The organism is Nonomuraea sp. NPDC003804, assembly GCF_040610675.1.
Lineage (GTDB): Bacteria > Actinomycetota > Actinomycetes > Streptosporangiales > Streptosporangiaceae > Nonomuraea.
Window position 1 is genome coordinate 35,075 of record NZ_JBEXMT010000013.1, and the last position, 17,866, is coordinate 52,940.

Annotated in this window: 18 protein-coding genes; 12 read left to right on the forward strand and 6 right to left on the reverse strand. The window is 71.9% G+C overall.

Annotated elements, in window-relative coordinates; translation table 11 throughout:
- Positions 1-2 precede the first annotated feature (2 nt).
- On the forward strand, positions 3-824 hold the full coding sequence (locus ABZX22_RS19200; RefSeq protein ID WP_354910603.1) for a carbohydrate ABC transporter permease: 822 nt from the start codon (positions 3-5) through the stop codon (positions 822-824).
- Complete coding sequence (locus tag ABZX22_RS19205; protein WP_354910605.1) at positions 824-2,419, forward strand: glycogen debranching protein; 1,596 nt, start codon at positions 824-826, stop codon at positions 2,417-2,419. The genes ABZX22_RS19200 and ABZX22_RS19205 overlap by 1 nt, the downstream gene beginning before the upstream one ends.
- 42 nt (positions 2,420-2,461) lie before the next feature.
- Here the strand turns inward: ABZX22_RS19205 and ABZX22_RS19210 are convergent, their stop codons facing one another.
- Complete coding sequence (locus ABZX22_RS19210; protein WP_354910607.1) at positions 2,462-3,307, reverse strand: RIO1 family regulatory kinase/ATPase; 846 nt, start codon at positions 3,305-3,307, stop codon at positions 2,462-2,464.
- A gap of 198 nt (positions 3,308-3,505) precedes the next feature.
- On the opposite strand from ABZX22_RS19210, the gene ABZX22_RS19215 reads away from it, so the two are divergent.
- Entirely contained in the window at positions 3,506-4,039 is a 534-nt protein-coding gene (locus ABZX22_RS19215; protein WP_354910610.1) for a hypothetical protein, read from the forward strand.
- On the opposite strand, the gene ABZX22_RS19220 is transcribed toward ABZX22_RS19215, so the two are convergent.
- The 4 genes from ABZX22_RS19220 to ABZX22_RS19235 form a co-directional block, all read right to left on the reverse strand.
- Positions 4,032-4,604, reverse strand: a complete 573-nt coding sequence (locus ABZX22_RS19220) for a Uma2 family endonuclease (protein ID WP_354910613.1) — start codon at positions 4,602-4,604, stop codon at positions 4,032-4,034. The genes ABZX22_RS19215 and ABZX22_RS19220 overlap by 8 nt on opposite strands.
- 58 nt (positions 4,605-4,662) lie before the next feature.
- Positions 4,663-5,199, reverse strand: coding sequence for a hypothetical protein (locus ABZX22_RS19225; protein ID WP_354910615.1), 537 nt, complete (start codon positions 5,197-5,199; stop codon positions 4,663-4,665).
- A 245-nt stretch (positions 5,200-5,444) separates the two neighbouring features.
- Entirely contained in the window at positions 5,445-6,020 is a 576-nt protein-coding gene (locus ABZX22_RS19230) for a DUF4126 domain-containing protein (protein ID WP_354910617.1), read from the reverse strand.
- Positions 6,021-6,247: 227 nt separating this feature from the next.
- The gene (locus ABZX22_RS19235) at positions 6,248-6,904 is read right to left on the reverse strand and encodes an acyltransferase (RefSeq protein ID WP_354910620.1); all 657 of its coding nucleotides are present in this window, start codon (positions 6,902-6,904) and stop codon (positions 6,248-6,250) included.
- 108 nt (positions 6,905-7,012) lie between these two features.
- Here ABZX22_RS19235 and ABZX22_RS19240 point away from each other — a divergent pair, with 108 nt between their 5' ends.
- The 9 genes from ABZX22_RS19240 to ABZX22_RS19280 all read left to right on the forward strand — a co-directional run bounded on the left by ABZX22_RS19240 (position 7,013) and on the right by ABZX22_RS19280 (position 16,919).
- A complete protein-coding gene (locus ABZX22_RS19240; RefSeq protein ID WP_354910623.1) occupies positions 7,013-8,677 on the forward strand; it encodes a CTP synthase in 1,665 nt (554 codons plus the stop codon).
- A complete protein-coding gene (locus ABZX22_RS19245) occupies positions 8,674-9,294 on the forward strand; it encodes an NUDIX hydrolase (protein ID WP_354910625.1) in 621 nt (206 codons plus the stop codon). Before ABZX22_RS19240 ends, ABZX22_RS19245 begins: the two co-directional genes overlap by 4 nt.
- 14 nt (positions 9,295-9,308) lie before the next feature.
- A complete protein-coding gene (locus ABZX22_RS19250) occupies positions 9,309-10,214 on the forward strand; it encodes a site-specific tyrosine recombinase XerD (protein ID WP_354910628.1) in 906 nt (301 codons plus the stop codon).
- Between the two features lie 198 nt (positions 10,215-10,412).
- A complete protein-coding gene (locus tag ABZX22_RS19255; protein WP_354910997.1) occupies positions 10,413-11,270 on the forward strand; it encodes a ParA family protein in 858 nt (285 codons plus the stop codon).
- A gap of 101 nt (positions 11,271-11,371) precedes the next feature.
- Positions 11,372-12,154 (forward strand): segregation/condensation protein A, encoded by a 783-nt coding sequence (locus tag ABZX22_RS19260; RefSeq protein WP_354910999.1) that lies wholly within the window; start codon positions 11,372-11,374, stop codon positions 12,152-12,154.
- A 688-nt stretch (positions 12,155-12,842) separates the two neighbouring features.
- Positions 12,843-13,376 carry an SMC-Scp complex subunit ScpB gene (scpB, locus tag ABZX22_RS19265; RefSeq protein ID WP_354911001.1) on the forward strand — a complete coding sequence of 178 codons (534 nt, stop codon included), beginning with the start codon at positions 12,843-12,845 and terminating at the stop codon, positions 13,374-13,376.
- Positions 13,373-15,331, forward strand: a complete 1,959-nt coding sequence (locus ABZX22_RS19270) for a pseudouridine synthase (protein WP_354910630.1) — start codon at positions 13,373-13,375, stop codon at positions 15,329-15,331. Before scpB ends, ABZX22_RS19270 begins: the two co-directional genes overlap by 4 nt.
- A 63-nt stretch (positions 15,332-15,394) precedes the next feature.
- Positions 15,395-15,754 carry a chorismate mutase gene (aroH, locus tag ABZX22_RS19275; protein WP_354910633.1) on the forward strand — a complete coding sequence of 120 codons (360 nt, stop codon included), beginning with the start codon at positions 15,395-15,397 and terminating at the stop codon, positions 15,752-15,754.
- A 64-nt stretch (positions 15,755-15,818) separates the two neighbouring features.
- Complete coding sequence (locus ABZX22_RS19280) at positions 15,819-16,919, forward strand: prephenate dehydrogenase (RefSeq protein ID WP_354911003.1); 1,101 nt, start codon at positions 15,819-15,821, stop codon at positions 16,917-16,919.
- A gap of 16 nt (positions 16,920-16,935) precedes the next feature.
- Here the strand turns inward: ABZX22_RS19280 and ABZX22_RS19285 are convergent, their stop codons facing one another.
- The gene (locus ABZX22_RS19285; protein ID WP_354910635.1) at positions 16,936-17,805 is read right to left on the reverse strand and encodes a glycosyltransferase; all 870 of its coding nucleotides are present in this window, start codon (positions 17,803-17,805) and stop codon (positions 16,936-16,938) included.
- Between the last annotated feature and the right edge of the window lie 61 nt (positions 17,806-17,866).

The following is a 17,866-nucleotide window of genomic DNA, read 5'->3' on the forward strand; positions in this document are numbered from 1 at the left end:
GGATGCGACACCGGCAGGTAGCCCTGCACGCCGCGCTCACCATCGGCGGGCTGGCGATGCTCTTCCCGTTCGTATGGATGCTGCTGACGTCCTTCAAGGGCGTGCGGCAGATGCTCAACAACCCGCTCGACTGGCTGCCCGCCCCGTGGCGGTGGGAGAACTATCCCGACGCGCTGGCGGCGATGCCGTTCGGCACCGCGTACTGGAACAGCTTCTACATCGCCGTGCTCAACGTCGCGCTCACGCTGCTGACATCGGCCATGGCCGCCTACGCCTTCGCCCGGATCAAGTTCAAGGGTTCAGGCGTGCTGTTCGTGGTGTTCCTGGCCACCCAGATGGTGCCGGTGCAGGTCACGATCGTCCCGCTTTACCTCATGCTGGCGGAGTTCGGGTGGATCGACTCGCACCTGGCGCTGATCGTGCCGACGATCGCGAACCCGTTCGCGGTGTTCCTGCTGCGCCAGTTCATCAGGGCGGTGCCGGTGGAGCTGGAGGAGGCCGCCAGGATCGACGGCGCGGGCCGCTGGCGGTGCTTCTGGAACGTCGTGCTGCCGAACATCCGCCCCGGCCTGGGCGCGCTCGGCATCATCGCCTTCCTCGCCTCGTGGAACTCCTTCTTCTTCCCCCTGATCTTCCTGAACTCGCCGGAGCTGTTCACGGTGCCGCTGCTGCTCAGCCAGTTCTCCGGGGAGCGCACGGCGGTCGACTACGGGCTCATCCTGGCGGGGTCGGCGATCGCGGTCGTGCCCACGCTGATCGCCTTCCTGATCGGCCAGCGGAAGATCATCAACTCGATGGCGGCTTCCGGACTGGGTGGACGCTGATGCTGGAGCTGAGAGAACGGCCGTTCACCGACCGGGGCTCCCGGCTGCTGGTGATGGCGGCCGACGACGGTTCCTTGTGGATCGCCAGAGCCCTGTACGAGACCCGGCTGAGCGACACGACCGTCCTCACGGGCCTGCGGGTCCTCGCCGGCGACAGGCAGCTGCCGGTACGGCAGGCGCTGCCGGACCGGATCGACTTCGCCGGCGGCGTGGCGATGGCCTTCGCCGGGCCCGACACCATCGTGCTGACCGGCAGGGACGCGCGGGCGGTGTGGGACGGCGGCGAGGCGGACATCGACGGCTGCCTCACACTGGTCGGCCCCCCGACCGGCTCCCCTGGCGGCTCCCCGACCGGCGATGGTCCCGGCGTGCTGGCGGCCGCCGCCGCGCGCTGGCGTGACTGGTTCGCCGCCATGCCGTCCGTGCCGCAGGCGCTGCGCGAACGCGCCGAACAGGCGTGGTGGACGCTCGGGGTGAACCTGGTGCCGATCAGGGGCAGGCAGTCGCTGATCCCCTCCAAGTACGGCTACGTCGGCCTGTGGAACTGGGACTCCTACTTCCACGCCATCGCGCTCAGGCACGCCGACCCCGCGCTGGCCAGGGAGCAGATCCGCATCCTGCTCGACAACCAGCGCCCGGACGGCCTCATCCCCGACGTGGTCCACGACCACGGGGTGCTCAGCGAGACCACCGACCTGCCCCGCTCGGACCTGGCCCGCCTGGCCCAGCACGTGGGCGGCGAGCCGGTCCGCGAGGTCGTGCCCGTCACCAAGCCGCCGCTCACCGCCTGGGCGGTGTGGAAGATCCACGAGGTGGACCCGGACCCCGACTTCCTGGCCGAGGTCTTCGAGCCGCTGGTCCGCTCGCAGGAGTGGTGGTTCACCCACTCCGACCCCGACGGCGACGGCCTGGCCGAGTACCTCCACCCGTACTCCTCTGGCCTGGACGACAGCCCCGTCTGGGATCACGGGCCGCGCGCCGAGCCCCCCGACCTCAACTCCTACCTGGCCCTGCAGTACGACCGGCTGGGCGACATCGCCGCCGCGCTCGGCCGCGACCCGTCGCCGTGGCGGGCCAGGGCGCAGGAACTGGTCGACCGCATGGTGGCGCGCCGCTGGACCGGCACGCGGTTCGCCACCAGGGTCGGCGGGCAGGAGGTGGCGGTGCGCACCCCGCTGGAGCTCATGCCGCTGCTGACCGGCCGGCTCCCCGCGGACATCGCCGCCCGGCTCGTCGCGGACCTGCGCTCGCCGAGCTTCTGGGGCGAACGTCCCGTGCCCACCGTCGCCTTCGACGACCCGAGGTTCGACCCCGACGCCATGTGGCGCGGACCGGTCTGGCTGAACATCAACTACCTGCTGATCGAAGGGCTGCGCCGGTCCGGCCACCCCGGGACGGCCCGCGAGCTGCGGCAGCGCACGCTGGCGATGGTCCGCGACGGCGGCGGCCTCTACGAGTACTGGAACCCGCTGACGGGCCGCAGGGCCGGCCGGGCGACCAGCGGGTTCGGCTGGTCGGCCGCGCTCTTCCTCGACCTGGCCCACGAGGATCTCCTCGATCCGGCCCGCGAGGAGACGGCCGGCGCGGCGCAGTGACCGCACCGGGGCGCCGTCCCGAGCGGGAGGCGCCCCGTAAGGTCACGCCAGGCCGGCCTCGCTGCGCAGCAGCCCCGACAGGGCCTCCCCCGAGACGGGCAGGCCCTTGTGCGCGAACCAGGTGGCCACGTTGCGCGCGTCCCTGTCGAGGAAGTCGGGCCCCGTCGGGTGCGCGATCACGTCGACGATCTGCGGCAGGTCGATGATCACCAGCCGGCCCTCGTGCACCAGCAGGTTGTACGGCGACAGGTCGCCGTGCGCCAGGCCCTCCCCGGCGAGCGTCACCATGGCCGCCACCAGCTGCTCCCACAGGTCGTCGAGCCCCTCGTCGACGGTCGCCAGCCGGGGCGCGGCATAGCCGTCGGCGGTGCCGACGAACTCCTCCAGGATCTCGGTGCCGAGGATCTGCACCGGATATGGCACCGGCAACCCCAGCTTCCACAGCCGCACCAGCGCCGCGAACTCCGCCTGCGCCCACTGCCCGGCGATCACCTGCTTGCCGAACGCGGTCCGCGAGGCCATGGCCCTGCTCGCCCGCGAGTCGCGCATCCGGCGGCCCTCCAGATATCCGGCGTCGCGGTGGAAGAGCCGGTGGTCGTTGGACCGGTAGCGCTTGGCGGCCAGCAGGCACACCCGGTCGGTGTCGGGAACGCCGCGCGAGATGAGATGGACGTCGGCTTCCTTGCCGGTCTTGAGGATGCCGAGCTCGGTGTCGACGGCGGCCAGCTCGGTCACCAGCCAGTCGGGATGCGGCCGGGGGCCGCGCTCGGTCGGGGTGCTGAGATCCCAGGTGGACCAGCGGTCACCGGCGGGCGGCCCGTCGAGGTCCACGGGGTTGTTCTCGAGCCACTCGAGGTCGTCGGCGTCGAGACGGTTCTTCTTCGGCACGGTGGTGCTCTCCTGATGAGAATGCCCACCGGCGCGCGATCAGGTCGGAAGCTGACCGGTGGGGAGGAAACAGGACGCGAAAAACGGCATGCGAACAGTCGTCGTCACGGTTGTCCCTCCTTTCGGTCGAAGCTCCGACGAGTGTGCCGGAGCGAAAACCGGCGGCGCAACGTATTTTCGGCCGCCTACCATCGCGGCATGGAAAGGTGCGTGGAGTGCGGCCGGCTGCCGTACGGCGGAGCGCCGGGCTGCGGTCGCTGCCTGGCGCTGGTCGACCGCATCGTCGAGGACGGCTACCAGGCGTTTCTGGCCGAGCAGGGGTTCGAGGACGACCCGGCTCTGGCCGAGATGATCGTCGACGAGATCAAGGGCTACGACTGGCGGGTGGTCGACGCCGCCTTCGAGCGTCTGACCTGCGCGCAGTGCGGCAACCGGCGGGGCAGGGGGCCGACCGGCTGCCCGCCGTGCGACCTGGACGAGGGGTTCCGCTACGCCGCCCGCGAGGTGGACCGGCCCGGTGTGGCGCCGCGCAACGAGCACGCCGTGCGGGTGGGCGCCGCCGTCCTGCGCAACGGCCACCGGCATTCGCCGCGGGCCCTGCTCAGCTGGCAGATCAGCTTCCCGCTGGTGATGGGCGGGGCAATGCTCACCACGCCGCAGGCCCAGGCCCTGCGCGCCCGCATCAACAAGGGCGCCGCCTACGAGGAGCTCGCCACCGAACTCGTCACATGACCTGGTCGAGATCGAGGTCGATGTCGACGTCGAACCCGACATAGGTGTGGAGCTTCTCGCGGTGGATGCCGGTGGGGACGTAGGCCTTGACCGCCGGTTCGAGCTCGAAGGTGTAGACGACAGGCCGGTCGTCTTCGAGCTCGATCCGCCAGAAGTACTTGATGCCCGCGTCGGAGTATTTGATGGGTTTCGTCGTCCGATCGCGCTCCATGGATTCATCCGAAACGACCTCGACCACCAAGTGGACGTCCTGTGGCTTGAACGAGGTGCCCTTTTCAGTGAAGGCGGTCCGATTGACGAGCAGGATGTCGGGCTCGGGGCGTTGGCGGAGACCGAGGGTGACGGTCATCTCACGGGCGACGATCAGGGCGGACGGGGGTGTGAGCCGTTGCTCGAGCAGCCGAAGCATCAGCATGTGGAAGCCGGTCTGCGGCGACATCATGACGAGGGACCCATCGATCAGCTCGACGTGCTTGGGCGCGTCGGGGGGGAGACGATCGAGCATGTCAGCGGTCCACCCGCCTGGAGGACCCGGCCAGAACCACTCGGGAAGTGCGGTGGTCATCGGGTACCTCCTCCGGGGGGATTACGCGACGGATCCATGATGACACAGCCGGTGACCGTCAGGTCTGGTCTCGGCGCTCCTGCAGGGTCTTGCGGTAGAGCTCGTCGATCTCGTCCAGCGGGTCGACCGTGCGGCGGCGCGACTCGATCTCCAGCTCGGTGCGGGCGTGCAGCTCGTCGATGCCGGTGCCGGCGTGGTGGACCTGGCTGTCGAGCAGGTCGGCCCTGATCCTGGCGCACATGGCGGTCAGCTTGGCCTGGTGCTCGCGCAGCCGGTCGAGCGTGACGTGGTCGACATACGGCGACACGCGGCGCTGCTGGGCGTAGATCCCGAGCTGGGTGTCGTGCACGTCGGCCTGGCGCGACAGCTCGCCCATCAGGTGCGGCAGGTCGCCGAGGCTCCAGCCCTGCTGCGTCGCCGCGTCGATCGCCTGGCGGGTCATGGAGACCTCCCGGCGCAGGTCGAGGCGGAGCCGCTCGACCTCGGCCGCGTCGCCCACGCCCATGGCGTTGACGTGGGTGGCCAGGCGGGCGGTGACCTGCCGGGCCGACCGGCTGGCCCGCTTACCGACCTTGACCAGGGCGTAGACGGCCACACCCGCGAGCGCCAGGAAGATCAGGACGATCGCGAGCAGGATCAGAAGGAATGTGCTGATTGGAGGGACCTCCCGTCCGGCCTTTACCTGAGAGGATAAGCGATCCCTGGCGGCGCGGCGCGGCTCGTTCCGAGGCGGCGACGGACGTGCGGGCGCCAGGGCGGGGGCACGTCGCCCGCACGTCGTCCCGTCGAAGGCTAGGGGCCGGGCCGGGTCTTGGGATCAGCCTGCCGGGTGAGATCGTCTCACCTCCTCGACGGACTGCGCACCTTCCTGAACAGCCGCCACGCGAGCACCGCCATCCCGATCATCAGGAACAGCACCAGAACCGGCAGGAAGATGGCGACCAGGCTCACGCCCAGCGAACCGGCGTCCTCCACCGTGCTGGCCACGGGGCCGCCCAGCCCTCCGGTGGTGGCGTTGACGACCGGCCTGGCCGTGGACTTCAGCACGTGCACGGCCAGCGCGGTCACGATGCCGATCAGCCACCCGGCCCACGGGTGCTCCGCCATCCAGGTGGAGTTGTCGAACTCGGCGGCGGCCGCCGTGGCGCTGAAGACCACGCCGCCGGACGCGGGCCGTATCGCGGTCTGGATGGCGTCGTTGACGCTGTCGACGACCGGCACCTTGTCCAGCACGAACTCGGCGAGCAGCAGCACCGCGATGATCGCCAGCACCCACCAGTCGGTCAGCCACGCGTAGCCGTCGGGCAGCTTGACCGCGTCCGTGATGTTGGCCAGCACCCCGACGACCAGCAGCGGGATGTAGGCGTTGAGCCCGGCCGCGGTGCTCAGGCCCAGACCGGTCAGTGCTGCGAGCATGGTGTTCCCCGTCCTGTACGGCCGGCACCCCACAGCCCGCCGCGGTCCTTGCGTGACCCTCCGTCCTTCACGCTAACGCCGGCCGAACCGCGGTGCTCGCCATGGCGTCGCACCCGACGCCGGATCTTCCCCGTACCGTGACCCGCGGCCCGCGGCCCGCGGCCCGCGGCCCGCGGCCCCGGCAGAACGCCGGCCCCGGCTCCCGGCGGGTGGTGCGGCGGGCGCGGTCAGGCGGTGGCCTGGCGGTCGAGCGGGGTGACGCCGGGCGGGTGCCAGCCGAGCTCGGGCGTGTAGCTCCTGACCAGCTTGGCCGGAACCCCCGCGATCACGCTGTGGTCGGGGAAGTGCCCCCGCACCACCGCGCCGCCCGCCACCACGCACTGCCGTCCGATCCTGGTGCCCGGCAGGATGATGGCGCCGGTGCCCAGCCACGACCCGGCGCCGATCGAGACCGGATTGTTGCGCGGCCACTGCCGGCCGATCGGCGTCTCCGGGTCGTCGTAGACGTGGTTCTGGTCGGTGATGTAGACGTAGGGGCCGGTGAAGACGTGCTCGCCGATGTCGATCGACTGGTGGGCGACGATGTGGCTGCCCCTGCCGATCGAGCAGCTCCCGCCGATCCGCAGGATGGAGCCGGGGCCGAGGTCCACGCCTGGGCCCATGCCGCACGACAGCGAGACCCGCTCCCCGATGAGCGTGTGGTCACCGATCTCGATCCACCGCTCGCCGAAGATGGCGCCCACCGGGAAGGCGATGCTGACGCCCTCGCCGAGCCTGCCGAAACGGTACCCGGCGGGGGTGGCGGGCGTGATCGCTCCCGCGGCGCGGATGGCGGCGTAGGCGCGGTGAACGAGGGAGCCGACCGCCCGCCGTACAAGTGACATAGGGCCCAAAGTTACTCTCTGGTACGCCGTTAGGGCATGTCGGGGCGCCGTTTGATATCCTGAGAGCCCGTGGACGTCAACGCCACACCTCGAGCCACGGGAGACTTCTTGCGCAGCGCATCGCAAACCAAGCATCTGTTCGTCACCGGCGGTGTCGCCTCCAGTCTCGGCAAGGGACTCACGGCCTCCAGCCTGGGCCGCCTGCTGAAGGCCCGTGGGCTGCGGGTCACCATGCAGAAGCTCGACCCCTACCTCAATGTCGACCCCGGCACGATGAACCCCTTCCAGCACGGAGAGGTCTTCGTCACCGACGACGGCTCTGAGACCGACCTCGACGTCGGCCACTACGAGCGCTTCCTCGACACCGACCTGCACGGCTCGGCCAACGTCACGACCGGTCAGGTCTACTCCAACGTCATCGCCAAGGAGCGGCGCGGCGAGTACCTCGGCGACACCGTCCAGGTCATCCCGCACATCACCAACGAGATCAAGGACCGCATCCGCGGCATGGCCGGTCCCGACGTGGACGTGGTCATCACCGAGGTCGGCGGCACCGTCGGCGACATCGAGTCGCTGCCCTTCCTGGAGTCGGTGCGCCAGATCAGGCACGAGGTCGGCCGCGACAACGTCTTCTTCCTGCACGTCTCGCTGCTGCCGTACATCGGGCCGAGCGGCGAGCTGAAGACCAAGCCGACCCAGCACAGCGTGGCCGCGCTGCGCAGCATCGGTATCCAGCCCGACGCGATCGTGCTGCGCTCCGACCGCCCCGTCCACACCTCCATCAAGCGCAAGATCAGCCTGATGTGCGACGTCGACGAGGACGCCGTGGTCAGCGCCGTCGACGCCGCCTCCATCTACGACATCCCCAAGGTGCTCCACTCCGAGGGTCTCGACGCCTACGTCGTGCGCCGCCTCGGCCTGCCGTTCCGTGACGTCGACTGGAAGGAGTGGGAGCAGCTGCTGCGCCGCGTCCACCGTCCGGCCAAGGAGGTCACGGTCGCGCTCGTCGGCAAGTACATCGACCTGCCCGACGCCTACCTGAGCGTCACCGAGGCGCTGCGCGCCGGCGGTTTCGCCAACGACAGCCGCGTCAACATCCGCTGGGTCAAGTCCGACGACTGCGAGAGCGAGGAGGGCGCGGCCCGCGAGCTCGACGGCGTCGACGGCGTGCTCATCCCCGGCGGGTTCGGCGTGCGCGGCATCGAGGGCAAGATCGGCGCCATCCGCCACGCCCGCGAGAAGAAGATCCCGCTGCTCGGCATCTGCCTCGGCATGCAGGGCATGGTCATCGAGGCCGCCCGCAACCTGGCCGGCGTCGACGACGCCAACTCCGCCGAGTTCGACCCCGACACCAAGCACCCGGTCATCTCCACCATGGCCGACCAGGAGGACGTCGTCGCCGGCGAGCGCGACATGGGCGGCACCATGCGCCTGGGCCTCTACACCGCCAAGCTCGGCGAGGGCACGCTGGCCCGCCAGCTCTACGGCGGCAAGGCCAAGGCCGACGAGCGCCACCGCCACCGCTACGAGGTCAACAACGCCTACCGCGAGCAGCTGGAGAAGGTCGGCCTGGTCTTCTCCGGGCTGTCGCCCGACGGCCGCCTGGTGGAGTACACCGAGCTGCCCGTCGAGCAGCACCCCTTCTTCATCGGCACGCAGGCCCACCCCGAGTTCCGCTCGCGGCCGACCCGCGCCCACCCGCTGTTCAAGGGCCTCATCTCGGCCTCGCTCGCCTACGCGGCGGGCCGCTCGCCCAAGGCGGCAGGCAAGTGAGCTCCGACGCCGGCCTGCCCGTGGCCGACTCTCCCGAGGAGTGGCCGGTCGTCGACTCGCGGGAGCACTTCAGGGGATACGTGATCGGCGTGCGCACCGACACCGTGCGCATGCCGCGCGACGAGGTCGCCCAGCGTGACTACGTCGTCCACCCCGGCTCGGTGGCGGTCCTCGCGCTCGACGCCGACGAGCGCGTCCTGCTGATCAGGCAGTACCGGCACCCGACGCGCCGTCTGCTGTGGGAGCTGCCCGCGGGCCTGCGCGACGTCGAGGGCGAGCCGCTGGTCGCCACCGCCGCGCGCGAGCTGGCCGAGGAGGCGGGCTACAAGGCCGACACCTGGCACACGCTCGTCGACCTCTACACCTCGCCCGGCATGTCCGACGAGCGCATCCGCGTCTTCCTGGCCAGGGACCTGTCCGAGACGGAGATCGACTTCGAACGCCGCCACGAGGAGTTCGACATGCCGGTCCAGTGGGTCCCGCTCGCCGAAGCGGTCGAGAAGACGCTCGAGGGAATGATCCACAATTCCCCGGCCGTGGCCGGTATCCTCGCCGCATATGCGGCGTCGGCCGACGGATTCGCCCACTTGCGGCCCGCCGACGCACCGGAGGCGTGACGGGAGGATCATCCGTGGAGGCAGTGCTCTCCAGCTACCTCGCCCATCTGGCGGTGGAGCGGGGCCTGGCTGCCAACACGCTGGCCTCCTACCGCAGAGACCTGCGCCGCTACGTCGACCACCTGCGGTCGCGCGGCCGGGTCTCGCTGGGCGAGGTGGGCGAGGCCGACGTCCTCGCCTTCCTCGCCGCGCTCCGCGAGGGCGACGGCGAGCACCCGGCCCTGGTGGCCGGCTCGGCGGCGCGCGCCGTCTCGGCCGTGCGCGGCCTGCACAGGTTCGCCCTGCGCGAAGGCGTCACCGGCCACGATCCCGCCCACGAGGTGCGCCCGCCCCGCCAGCTGCGCCGCCTGCCCAAGGCGATCGGCGTCGCCGAGGTCGAGCGGCTCATCGCCGCCTCCGGGCCCGACGGCGCGCCGCTGACCCTCCGCAACCGCGCCCTCCTGGAGCTCCTGTACGGCACGGGCGCCCGCATCTCCGAGGCCGTCGGCCTGGCTCTCGACGACCTCGAGGACGACCAGGTACGGCTGCGCGGCAAGGGCGGGCGCACCCGCGTCGTGCCCGTCGGCCGCTTCGCCAGGGAAGCGCTCGACGCCTACCTGGTGCGGGCCAGGCCGTCCCTGCTCGGCCACGGCAGGGGCACGCCGGCCGTCTTCCTCAACGCCCGCGGCGGCCGCCTCACCAGGCAGGGCGCCTGGGAGGTGCTGCAGGCCGCCGCCGAACGGGCCTGCCTGGAAGGGATCTCTCCGCACGTCTTGCGGCATTCGTTCGCGACCCACCTGCTCGACGGCGGCGCGGACGTTAGGGTGGTCCAGGAACTGCTCGGCCACGCCTCGGTGACGACCACCCAGGTCTACACGCTGGTGACGGTCGACAAGCTCCGTGAGGTCTACGCCGCCGCGCACCCCCGTGCCCGCCGGTGATCTATAGTCTTTGCGTCGTGCGGTAAGTCGGCGTGCCTTCTTGCCGCCTAAGTGCTGACGCCATAGTGTCCGTCCGGACGGTCCGGTTCGGGACCGTCAGGGAGGTTCGAGCTGGTGACTGTGACCGCCAACGGTTCGACCCCGGGGACCCCTGAGAACCCCTGGGGCGACACGAAGACCGACACGACCGCCAAGGGCGTGAATCTCGGCCCCACCGGGCGGCCGCGCCCGGTGTTCCCAGAGCCGGTGCCGCGCGAGACGCACGGCCCCGCGCGGGTGGTCGCGATGGTCAACCAGAAGGGCGGGGTCGGCAAGACCACCACCACGATCAACCTGGGCGCCGCGCTCGTCGAGTGCGGGCTGAAGGTCCTGCTGGTCGACTTCGACCCGCAGGGCGCCCTGTCGATCGGCCTGGGCATCAACCCGCTCCAGCTCGACCTGACGGTCTACAACATGCTCATGGAGCGCGACGTCGCCGCCGAGGACGTGCTGCTCCAGACCGGGGTCGAGGGCCTCGACCTGCTGCCGTGCAACATCGACCTGTCGGCGGCCGAAGTCCAGCTCGTCACCGAGGTGGCCCGCGAGCAGGTGCTGGGGCGCGTGCTCAAGCCGCTGCTGCCCTTCTACGACGTGTGCCTGATCGACTGCCAGCCCTCGCTCGGCCTGCTCACGGTCAACGCGCTCACCTGCGCCCACGGCGTCATGGTGCCGCTGGAGTGCGAGTTCTTCGCCCTGCGCGGTGTCGCCCTGCTCATGGACACCATCGCCAAGGTGCAGGAGCGGCTCAACGACGAGCTCGAGATCGAGGGCCTGCTGGCCACCATGTACGACGCCCGCACCCTGCACGGCCGCGAGGTGCTCGCCCGCGTCGTGGAGGCCTTCGGCGACAAGGTGTTCCACACGGTCATCAACAGGACCGTCCGCTTCCCCGACGCGACCGTCGCGGGTGAGCCGATCACCACCTTCGACCCGTCCTCGCTGGGCGCCAACGCCTACCGCGAGCTGGCCAGAGAGGTGCTCTCGCGCTGGCAGCAGCCTGCGACAATGGCCAGGTGACCGCGACCTCCCCCACACGCTCCGGGCAGGGGCGGCAGTCCCCGCCCGGGAAGGCCGGCCCAGCCGGCGGTCAGGGCGACGAGCGGCCGCAAGGCTTCCAGGTGCACCTCGACGTCTTCGAGGGCCCCTTCGACCTGCTGCTCGGCCTGATCTCCAAGCACAAGCTCGACATCACCGAAGTCTCGCTGTCGAAGGTGACGGACGAGTTCATCGCCTACATCAGGTCCAAGGGCCCCGAGTGGGACCTCGACCAGACCAGCCACTTCCTGCTGGTCGCCGCCACGCTGCTCGACCTCAAGGCGGCCCGGCTGCTGCCGACCGGCGAGGTCGAGGACGAGGAGGACCTCGCGCTGCTGGAGGCGCGCGACCTGCTGTTCGCCAGGCTGCTGCAGTACAAGGCCTACAAGGAGGTCGCCAAGGTCTTCTCCGGGCTGATGGCGGAGGAGTCGCTGCGGTTCCCGCGGGCCGTACCGATGGAGCCGCAGTTCGCCAACCTGCTGCCGGAACTGGTCCTCGGCATCGGGCCCGAGCAGCTGGCGCGCATCGCCGCCAAGGCGTTCACGCCCAAGCTGCCGCCCACCGTCGGCGTCGGGCACATCTACCAACCGCTGGCGAGCGTCAGGGACCAAGCCGCTATTCTTGTGCGGCGGTTGCGGCACCTGCGCACGGCCACGTTCAGGACGCTGGTCGCCGACTGCGAGGGCACCTTCGAGGTGATCGCCCGCTTTCTGGCCGTGCTGGAGCTGTTCAGGGAGTCGGCTGTCAGCTTCGAGCAGGTGGAGCCCCTCGGCGATCTGCATGTGACCTGGACGGGAGCCGACGACGGAGACGTCGCGGTGGGCGACGACTACGAAGAGAGCGCGGAGAAGGCTGCTGATGAGTGAGTTCCCGGCTCCTAGGGACCCGTCGCCGTCCGAGCGCCGGGCCGACGGCTCGCCGGCGCCCCGGCGCGAGCGTCCGCGCGGGGCCGCGTGGGCGGGCCTGCCGGGTTCGGGCGCTTTCGGCGCCGGCCTCGAGGACGCTCCGGCGGATCCAGCGGCCGCCTCCCGCGTGGACAACCCAGCCCCGCAGACGGCGGCGCCGGACGCGCCGGAGCCGCGGGAAACGCGGGCCGAGCCGGAGCCTGCCGAGGAGCCGCTGGAAGCGCGGGCCGAGCCGGAACCTGCCGAGGAGCCGGTCGCGCCCGACCTCCTGGGGACCGCGCACGTTACCGGGGGGCACACCGGTTCCGAGGATGGCGCGCCCGCCGCTCCGGAGGCCGAGCGCACGGTGGTGGCGGCCGAGCTCGCCGCTCAGGGTGCCGACTTCGCCGCTCCGAGTGCCGAGCTCGGTGCTCCGGAGACGGTCGTGGGCGCGGCGGCGGCTGAGTTCGCCGCTGCGGAGGTCGGGGGTGTGGCTGCGGGGGTGTCCGGTGCCGTGCGGGGTGCCGGCCGTGACGGCGGGGAGACGACCCCGGGTACGGGTTCGTCCGGCCTGGTCGGGTCGCCGGCCGATGACCCGTCCCGCCCGGACGAGGCGGACTTCGCGCCCCTCGACGCCGACGAGCCCGCGCCCGGTACGGCCGCGCCGGATCTGAACGCGGCACTGGAGGCGATCCTGATCGTCGTCGACGAGCCGGTCGACGCGATCACCCTCGCCCAGGTGCTCGAACGCCCCACCCACGAGGTCGAGGCCGCGCTGAATGCGCTGGCGGCGGAATACTCCGGTGCCGGGCGGGGTTTCGATCTGAGGGAGGTCGCAGGCGGCTGGCGGTTCTACTCGCGCGCCGACTGCGCCCCGCTGGTCGAGCGGTTCGTCCGCGATGGCCAGCAGGCGCGGCTCACCCAGGCCGCGCTGGAGACTCTCGCGGTCGTGGCCTACCGGCAGCCGGTGAGCCGCGCCCGTGTCGCCGCCGTGCGCGGCGTCAACAGCGACGGCGTCATGCGGACGCTGGTCGCCAGAGGGCTGGTCGAAGAGGCCGGCACCGATCCGGAGAGCCAGGCGGTGCTCTACCGGACCAGCTCCTACTTCTTGGAGCGACTGGGCCTGAAGAGCCTCGACGAGCTTCCCGAGCTCGCGCCCTTCCTGCCCGACGACGTGGAAAACCTTGAGGAGACAACGAAGTGATCAACAGGCGCAGCACCCCGTCCGGTGATGGACGCGGTCGAGGACGCACCGGCGGTTCCCGGGGCGCGAGCTCCAGGAGCGGCGGCAGTGGGCGTCCCGCCTACCGCTCCGACGACAGGCGCGACTCGCGCCGCGACGACTCTCGTGGCGGTCCCCGCCGCGACGACTTCGGCGGGGGTTCCCGCCGTGACGACTTCCGTGCCGGATCCGACAGCCGGGGCGGCTTCGGCGGTTCCCGCGACTCCATGCGCGCCGACCGCGGCGGCTCCCGTGCCAGGTACGGCAAGCCGCAGTCCCGCGACGAGCGCGGTGGCGGCTTCCGCGACGGCGGCCCGCGCGAGGACCGCGGCTTCCGCGACGGCGGGGGTCACCGTGGCGATCAGGCCCGGGACAACCGGGGTTTCCGCGACGGGCGGGGCGATCGGGACGGCCGGGCCCGTGAGGACCGCGGTTCTCGTGAGGACCGCGGTTTCCGCGGTGGCGAGCGCGGCTCCCGCGACGCCGGCCGCCAGGACCGGGGCGAGCGGGGTTTCCGCGCCGATCGTGACGAGCGCGGGTTCCGTGCCGGCGACCGTCCGGGCCGCGGGTCCGGCGGTGGCGACCGTGGCGAGCGTGGTGAGCGTGGTGAGCGTGGTGACCGCCGGTTCGGCGGTGACCGTGACGACCGCGGGTTCCGCGGCGGCGACCGGGAAGGTCGCGGGTCCCGCGAGCGCGGCTACGGCGATCGCGGGTTCGGCGGTGACCGTGACGGCCGCAGGTTCGGCGGTGGCCGTGACGGGCGTGGATCCGGCGGCGACCGCCCGGACCGCGGCTTCGGCGGCGACCGGGGTAACCGTGGTGACCGCGGCGACCGCGGTGACCGTGGGTTCCGTGACCGGGACGGCCGCGGCTTCCAGGGTGGCGACCGGGCCGGTTTCCAGGGCGGTGACCGTCAGGAGCGCGGCGCCTCGGGCCGTGACGACCGTGCGGGCCTGAGGGCCGGCAGGGTCGGCAGGCGCGGGGAGAGCTCCACGCGGGCCCGCTACGGCAGGCGCGAGGAGCCCCAGACGATCGGCCGGGTCTCCAGCCGTCCCGCCCCCAAGCGCGAGGCCGGCGCGGGCCGTACCGGAAGGGCGCAGTCGTTCGGCGGCGGCAAGCCGCGCGACGCCTTCAAGTCGGCTCGCCAGCCCGTCCGCGACCGCGACTTCTACCCCGACGACTACGCCGACGAGCGCGACACCACCGAGGTGCCGGGCGGCGTGCGGCTGCAGAAGGTGCTCGCCCAGGCGGGCGTGGCCAGCAGGCGGGCCTGCGAGGAGATGATCGGCGAGGGCCGCGTCACCGTGAACGGCCAGGTCGTGCGGAGGTTCGGTGCGAAGGTCGACCCCGCGACGCAGGTCATCCACGTCGACGGCAAGCGCATCCCGACCGCTCCCGACCTGGTCTACTACGCGTTGAACAAGCCCATCGGCGTGGTCTCCACGATGGAGGACCCGCAGGGCCGCCCGTGCCTGGCCGACTACGTGCAGGAGCTGGCTCCCCGCCTGTTCCACGTGGGCAGGCTCGACACCGAGACCGAGGGCCTGCTGCTGCTCACCAACGACGGCGAGCTGGCCAACAGGCTGACCCACCCCAGCTACGGCGTGCAGAAGAAGTACTGGGCGAAGGTGCCCGGTCCCATCCCGCGCGACCTGGGCCGCAGGCTCAAGAAGGGCATCGAGCTGGAGGACGGCCTGGCCAAGGCCGACCACTTCGAGATCGTCCAGGAGCACGGGCAGCAGGCGCTGGTGGAGGTCGTGCTGCACGAGGGCCGCAAGCACATCGTCAGGCGCATGCTGGAGGAGTCGGGTCACCGTGTGATCGACCTGGCGAGGATCGAGTTCGGTCCGGTCAAGCTGGGCCGTACCAAGCCGGGCACGATCAGGGCGCTGACCCTCAAGGAGGTCGGCGACCTCTACGCGGCGGTCAAGCTGTAATCTGGCCGGACGCTGGAGCCCGCGCACATGTGTGCGGGCTCCGAACCATATGGAGGGATTGACATGGTGCGGGCGATTCGCGGGGCGATCCAGGTGGAGGCCAACGACCGCGACGCGATCATCAGCGGGACCACCGAGCTGGTCTCGGCGGTCATGGAGCGCAACCAGCTGACCACCGACGACGTGATCAGTGTGCTGTTCACCGCGACGCCCGACCTCACTGCCGAGTTCCCCGCCCTCGCGGCGCGTAAGCTCGGCTTCCATGAGGTACCGCTCATCTGCTGCACCGAGATCGGCGTGCCGGGCGCGCTGCCGCGCGTGGTCCGGTTGATGGCGCACGTGCAGAGCGACCGTCCGCGCCGCGAGATCCAGCACGTCTACCTGCGCGGCGCGACCGTGCTGCGGCAGGACATCGCGCAGTGACGACCGCGCGTGGACACGCGGGGTCGTGATCGCGTGACGCGCACCTGACAATCGCGCAGTGAGAATGGACACGGAGAAAGTGGACACGGTGAAGCTCGACACCGTCCTCGTCCTCGGCACCGGCCTGGTCGGCACGTCGATCGGACTGGCGCTGCGCCAGCGCGGCGTGACCGTGCTGCTGGCCGACCGCGACCTGGGCGCCGTACGGCTGGCCAGGGAGATGGGCGCGGGCCAGGAATGGCGCCTGGGCGACCCGGTCGACCTCGCGGTGGTCGCCGTCCCGCCGGGCCATGTGGCCAGTGAGCTGCGCGGCCTGCAGCAGCGTGACGCGGCCCGCTTCTACACCGACGTCGCCAGCGTCAAGGCCAGGCCGATCGCCGAGGCGGCCGGGCTCGGCTGCGACCTGAGCACCTACGTCGCCTCGCACCCCATGGCGGGCAGGGAGAAGGCGGGCCCTGGCGCGGCCAGGGCCGACCTGTTCCTCGGGCGGCCGTGGGCGCTGTGCCCGACCCCCGAGGCCGCGCCGGAGGCCAGGGAGGCCGTGCTCGCCCTCATCGAGCTGTGCGGGGCCAACCCGGTCGAGGTGGCGGCCGAAGACCACGACAGGGCTGTGGCGGTCGTCTCGCACGCCCCGCACGTGGCCGCCTCGGCGGTGGCCGCCCGCCTGGCCGAGGCCTCGGACGTGACGCTCGGGCTGGCCGGCCAGGGCGTGCGCGACGTGACCAGGATCGCCGGCGGCGACCCCGGCCTGTGGCTGGGCATCCTGTCGGGCAACGCCGCCCCGGTGGCCGAGGTGCTGGAGGCGGTCTCTCGCGACCTGGCCGACGCCGCCACCGCGCTGCGGGCCATGGCCGCGGGTGACGACGGCGCCGGCCCCGAGGTGACCGAACTGCTCAAGCGGGGCGTGGTCGGCCACGGCAGGATCCCCGGCAAGCACGGCGGGCCCGCGGCGGCCTATGCCGTCGTCCAGGTGGTCATCGGTGACCGGCCCGGCCAGCTGGCCAGGCTGTTCCAGATCTGCGACGAGGTGGGCGTCAACGTCGAGGACGTCAGGCTCGAGCACGCGCCCGGCCTGCCGCTGGGCCTGGCCGAGCTGTCGGTGCAGCCGGACGCGGTCGCCGTCCTGAACCAGGCGCTGCAGGAACGCGGCTGGCAGGTTCCCTAGGAGAGCGCCGTCCTGGTCACTTCCGGGCGACCGCCTGGCTGACGGCGTTGCGGCCGTCGTACTCGCCCAGCAGCACACGGGCCCGTTCCACGTCGCGCGGCAGTTCCTGCCGCAGGGCCAGCGCGCGCGGCAGCCGCCGTACCGCGGCGCGCAGCCCGGCCCGACCGGCGGCGCCGGCGGCGGCAGCGCGCAGCACCGTGCGGGCGACGACGGGCCACGGCCGGCGCAGCACCGCGGTCAGGACGGCGTTGCGGGCGGCCAGCGCCCTGCGCCCGTGCGGGTCGCGGGCGGGGGAGGGGTGGTGGTGGGCCACGACGTCGGCCACGTAGGCCAGCTCCCAGCCGCGCGCGGCCAGGTCCACCGCGAGCCGTTCCTCCTCCCCGAAGAAGAAGATCACGTCGTCGAAGCCGCCCGCCTCCAGGTAGGCCCGCCTGCGCACCACCGCGCCGCAGGCCAGGAAGCCGAGTACGCCGGGTCCGGCGGAGCCGGGCAGCGGCGAGCGGGCCATGACGGCGCTGACCGGGTCGGTGCGCTCCTCCGGTCCGACCAGTACGCGGGCGGCCAGCACCGCCAGGCGCGGGTGGGCGTCGAGCACGTCGGCGGCCCGGTCGAGCGCGCCGGGGGCCCACCAGGAGTCGTCGTCGGCGAAGGCCACGTAGGGGGTGGCCGCCAGCCGTACGCCGAGATTGCGCGCGGGAGCGCCCAGGTTGCGCCCCGCCTCCACGACCCGCACGTGCGGGAAGGTGTGGCGGACGAAGGCGGCGGTGCCGTCCGCGGAGCCGTTGTCGACCAGGACGACGGGCCCGGGATGCCGGGGCAGCGTCCTGGCCAGCGACTCGCGCCGGTCCCTCGTCGCGACGACCACGGTCACCCGATCGTTGCTCATGGGGGAGTTCTATCCGGGAACGCTCCCTTGACGCGTGGCGCGGGTGCGCGTACAAAGACGG

Excerpts from the sequence above, each read along its gene's own strand:
- ABZX22_RS19200 (WP_354910603.1), top strand. The coding sequence starts at position 3 with ATGCGACACCGGCAGGTAGCCCTGCACGCCGCGCTCACCATCGGCGGG.
- ABZX22_RS19205 (WP_354910605.1), top strand. The coding sequence starts at position 824 with ATGCTGGAGCTGAGAGAACGGCCGTTCACCGACCGGGGCTCCCGGCTG.
- ABZX22_RS19215 (WP_354910610.1), top strand. The coding sequence starts at position 3,506 with ATGGAAAGGTGCGTGGAGTGCGGCCGGCTGCCGTACGGCGGAGCGCCG.
- ABZX22_RS19220 (WP_354910613.1), bottom strand. The coding sequence starts at position 4,604 with ATGACCACCGCACTTCCCGAGTGGTTCTGGCCGGGTCCTCCAGGCGGG.
- ABZX22_RS19230 (WP_354910617.1), bottom strand. The coding sequence starts at position 6,020 with ATGCTCGCAGCACTGACCGGTCTGGGCCTGAGCACCGCGGCCGGGCTC.
- ABZX22_RS19235 (WP_354910620.1), bottom strand. The coding sequence starts at position 6,904 with ATGTCACTTGTACGGCGGGCGGTCGGCTCCCTCGTTCACCGCGCCTAC.
- aroH (WP_354910633.1), top strand. The coding sequence starts at position 15,395 with ATGGTGCGGGCGATTCGCGGGGCGATCCAGGTGGAGGCCAACGACCGC.
- ABZX22_RS19280 (WP_354911003.1), top strand. The coding sequence starts at position 15,819 with ATGGACACGGAGAAAGTGGACACGGTGAAGCTCGACACCGTCCTCGTC.
- ABZX22_RS19285 (WP_354910635.1), bottom strand. The coding sequence starts at position 17,805 with ATGAGCAACGATCGGGTGACCGTGGTCGTCGCGACGAGGGACCGGCGC.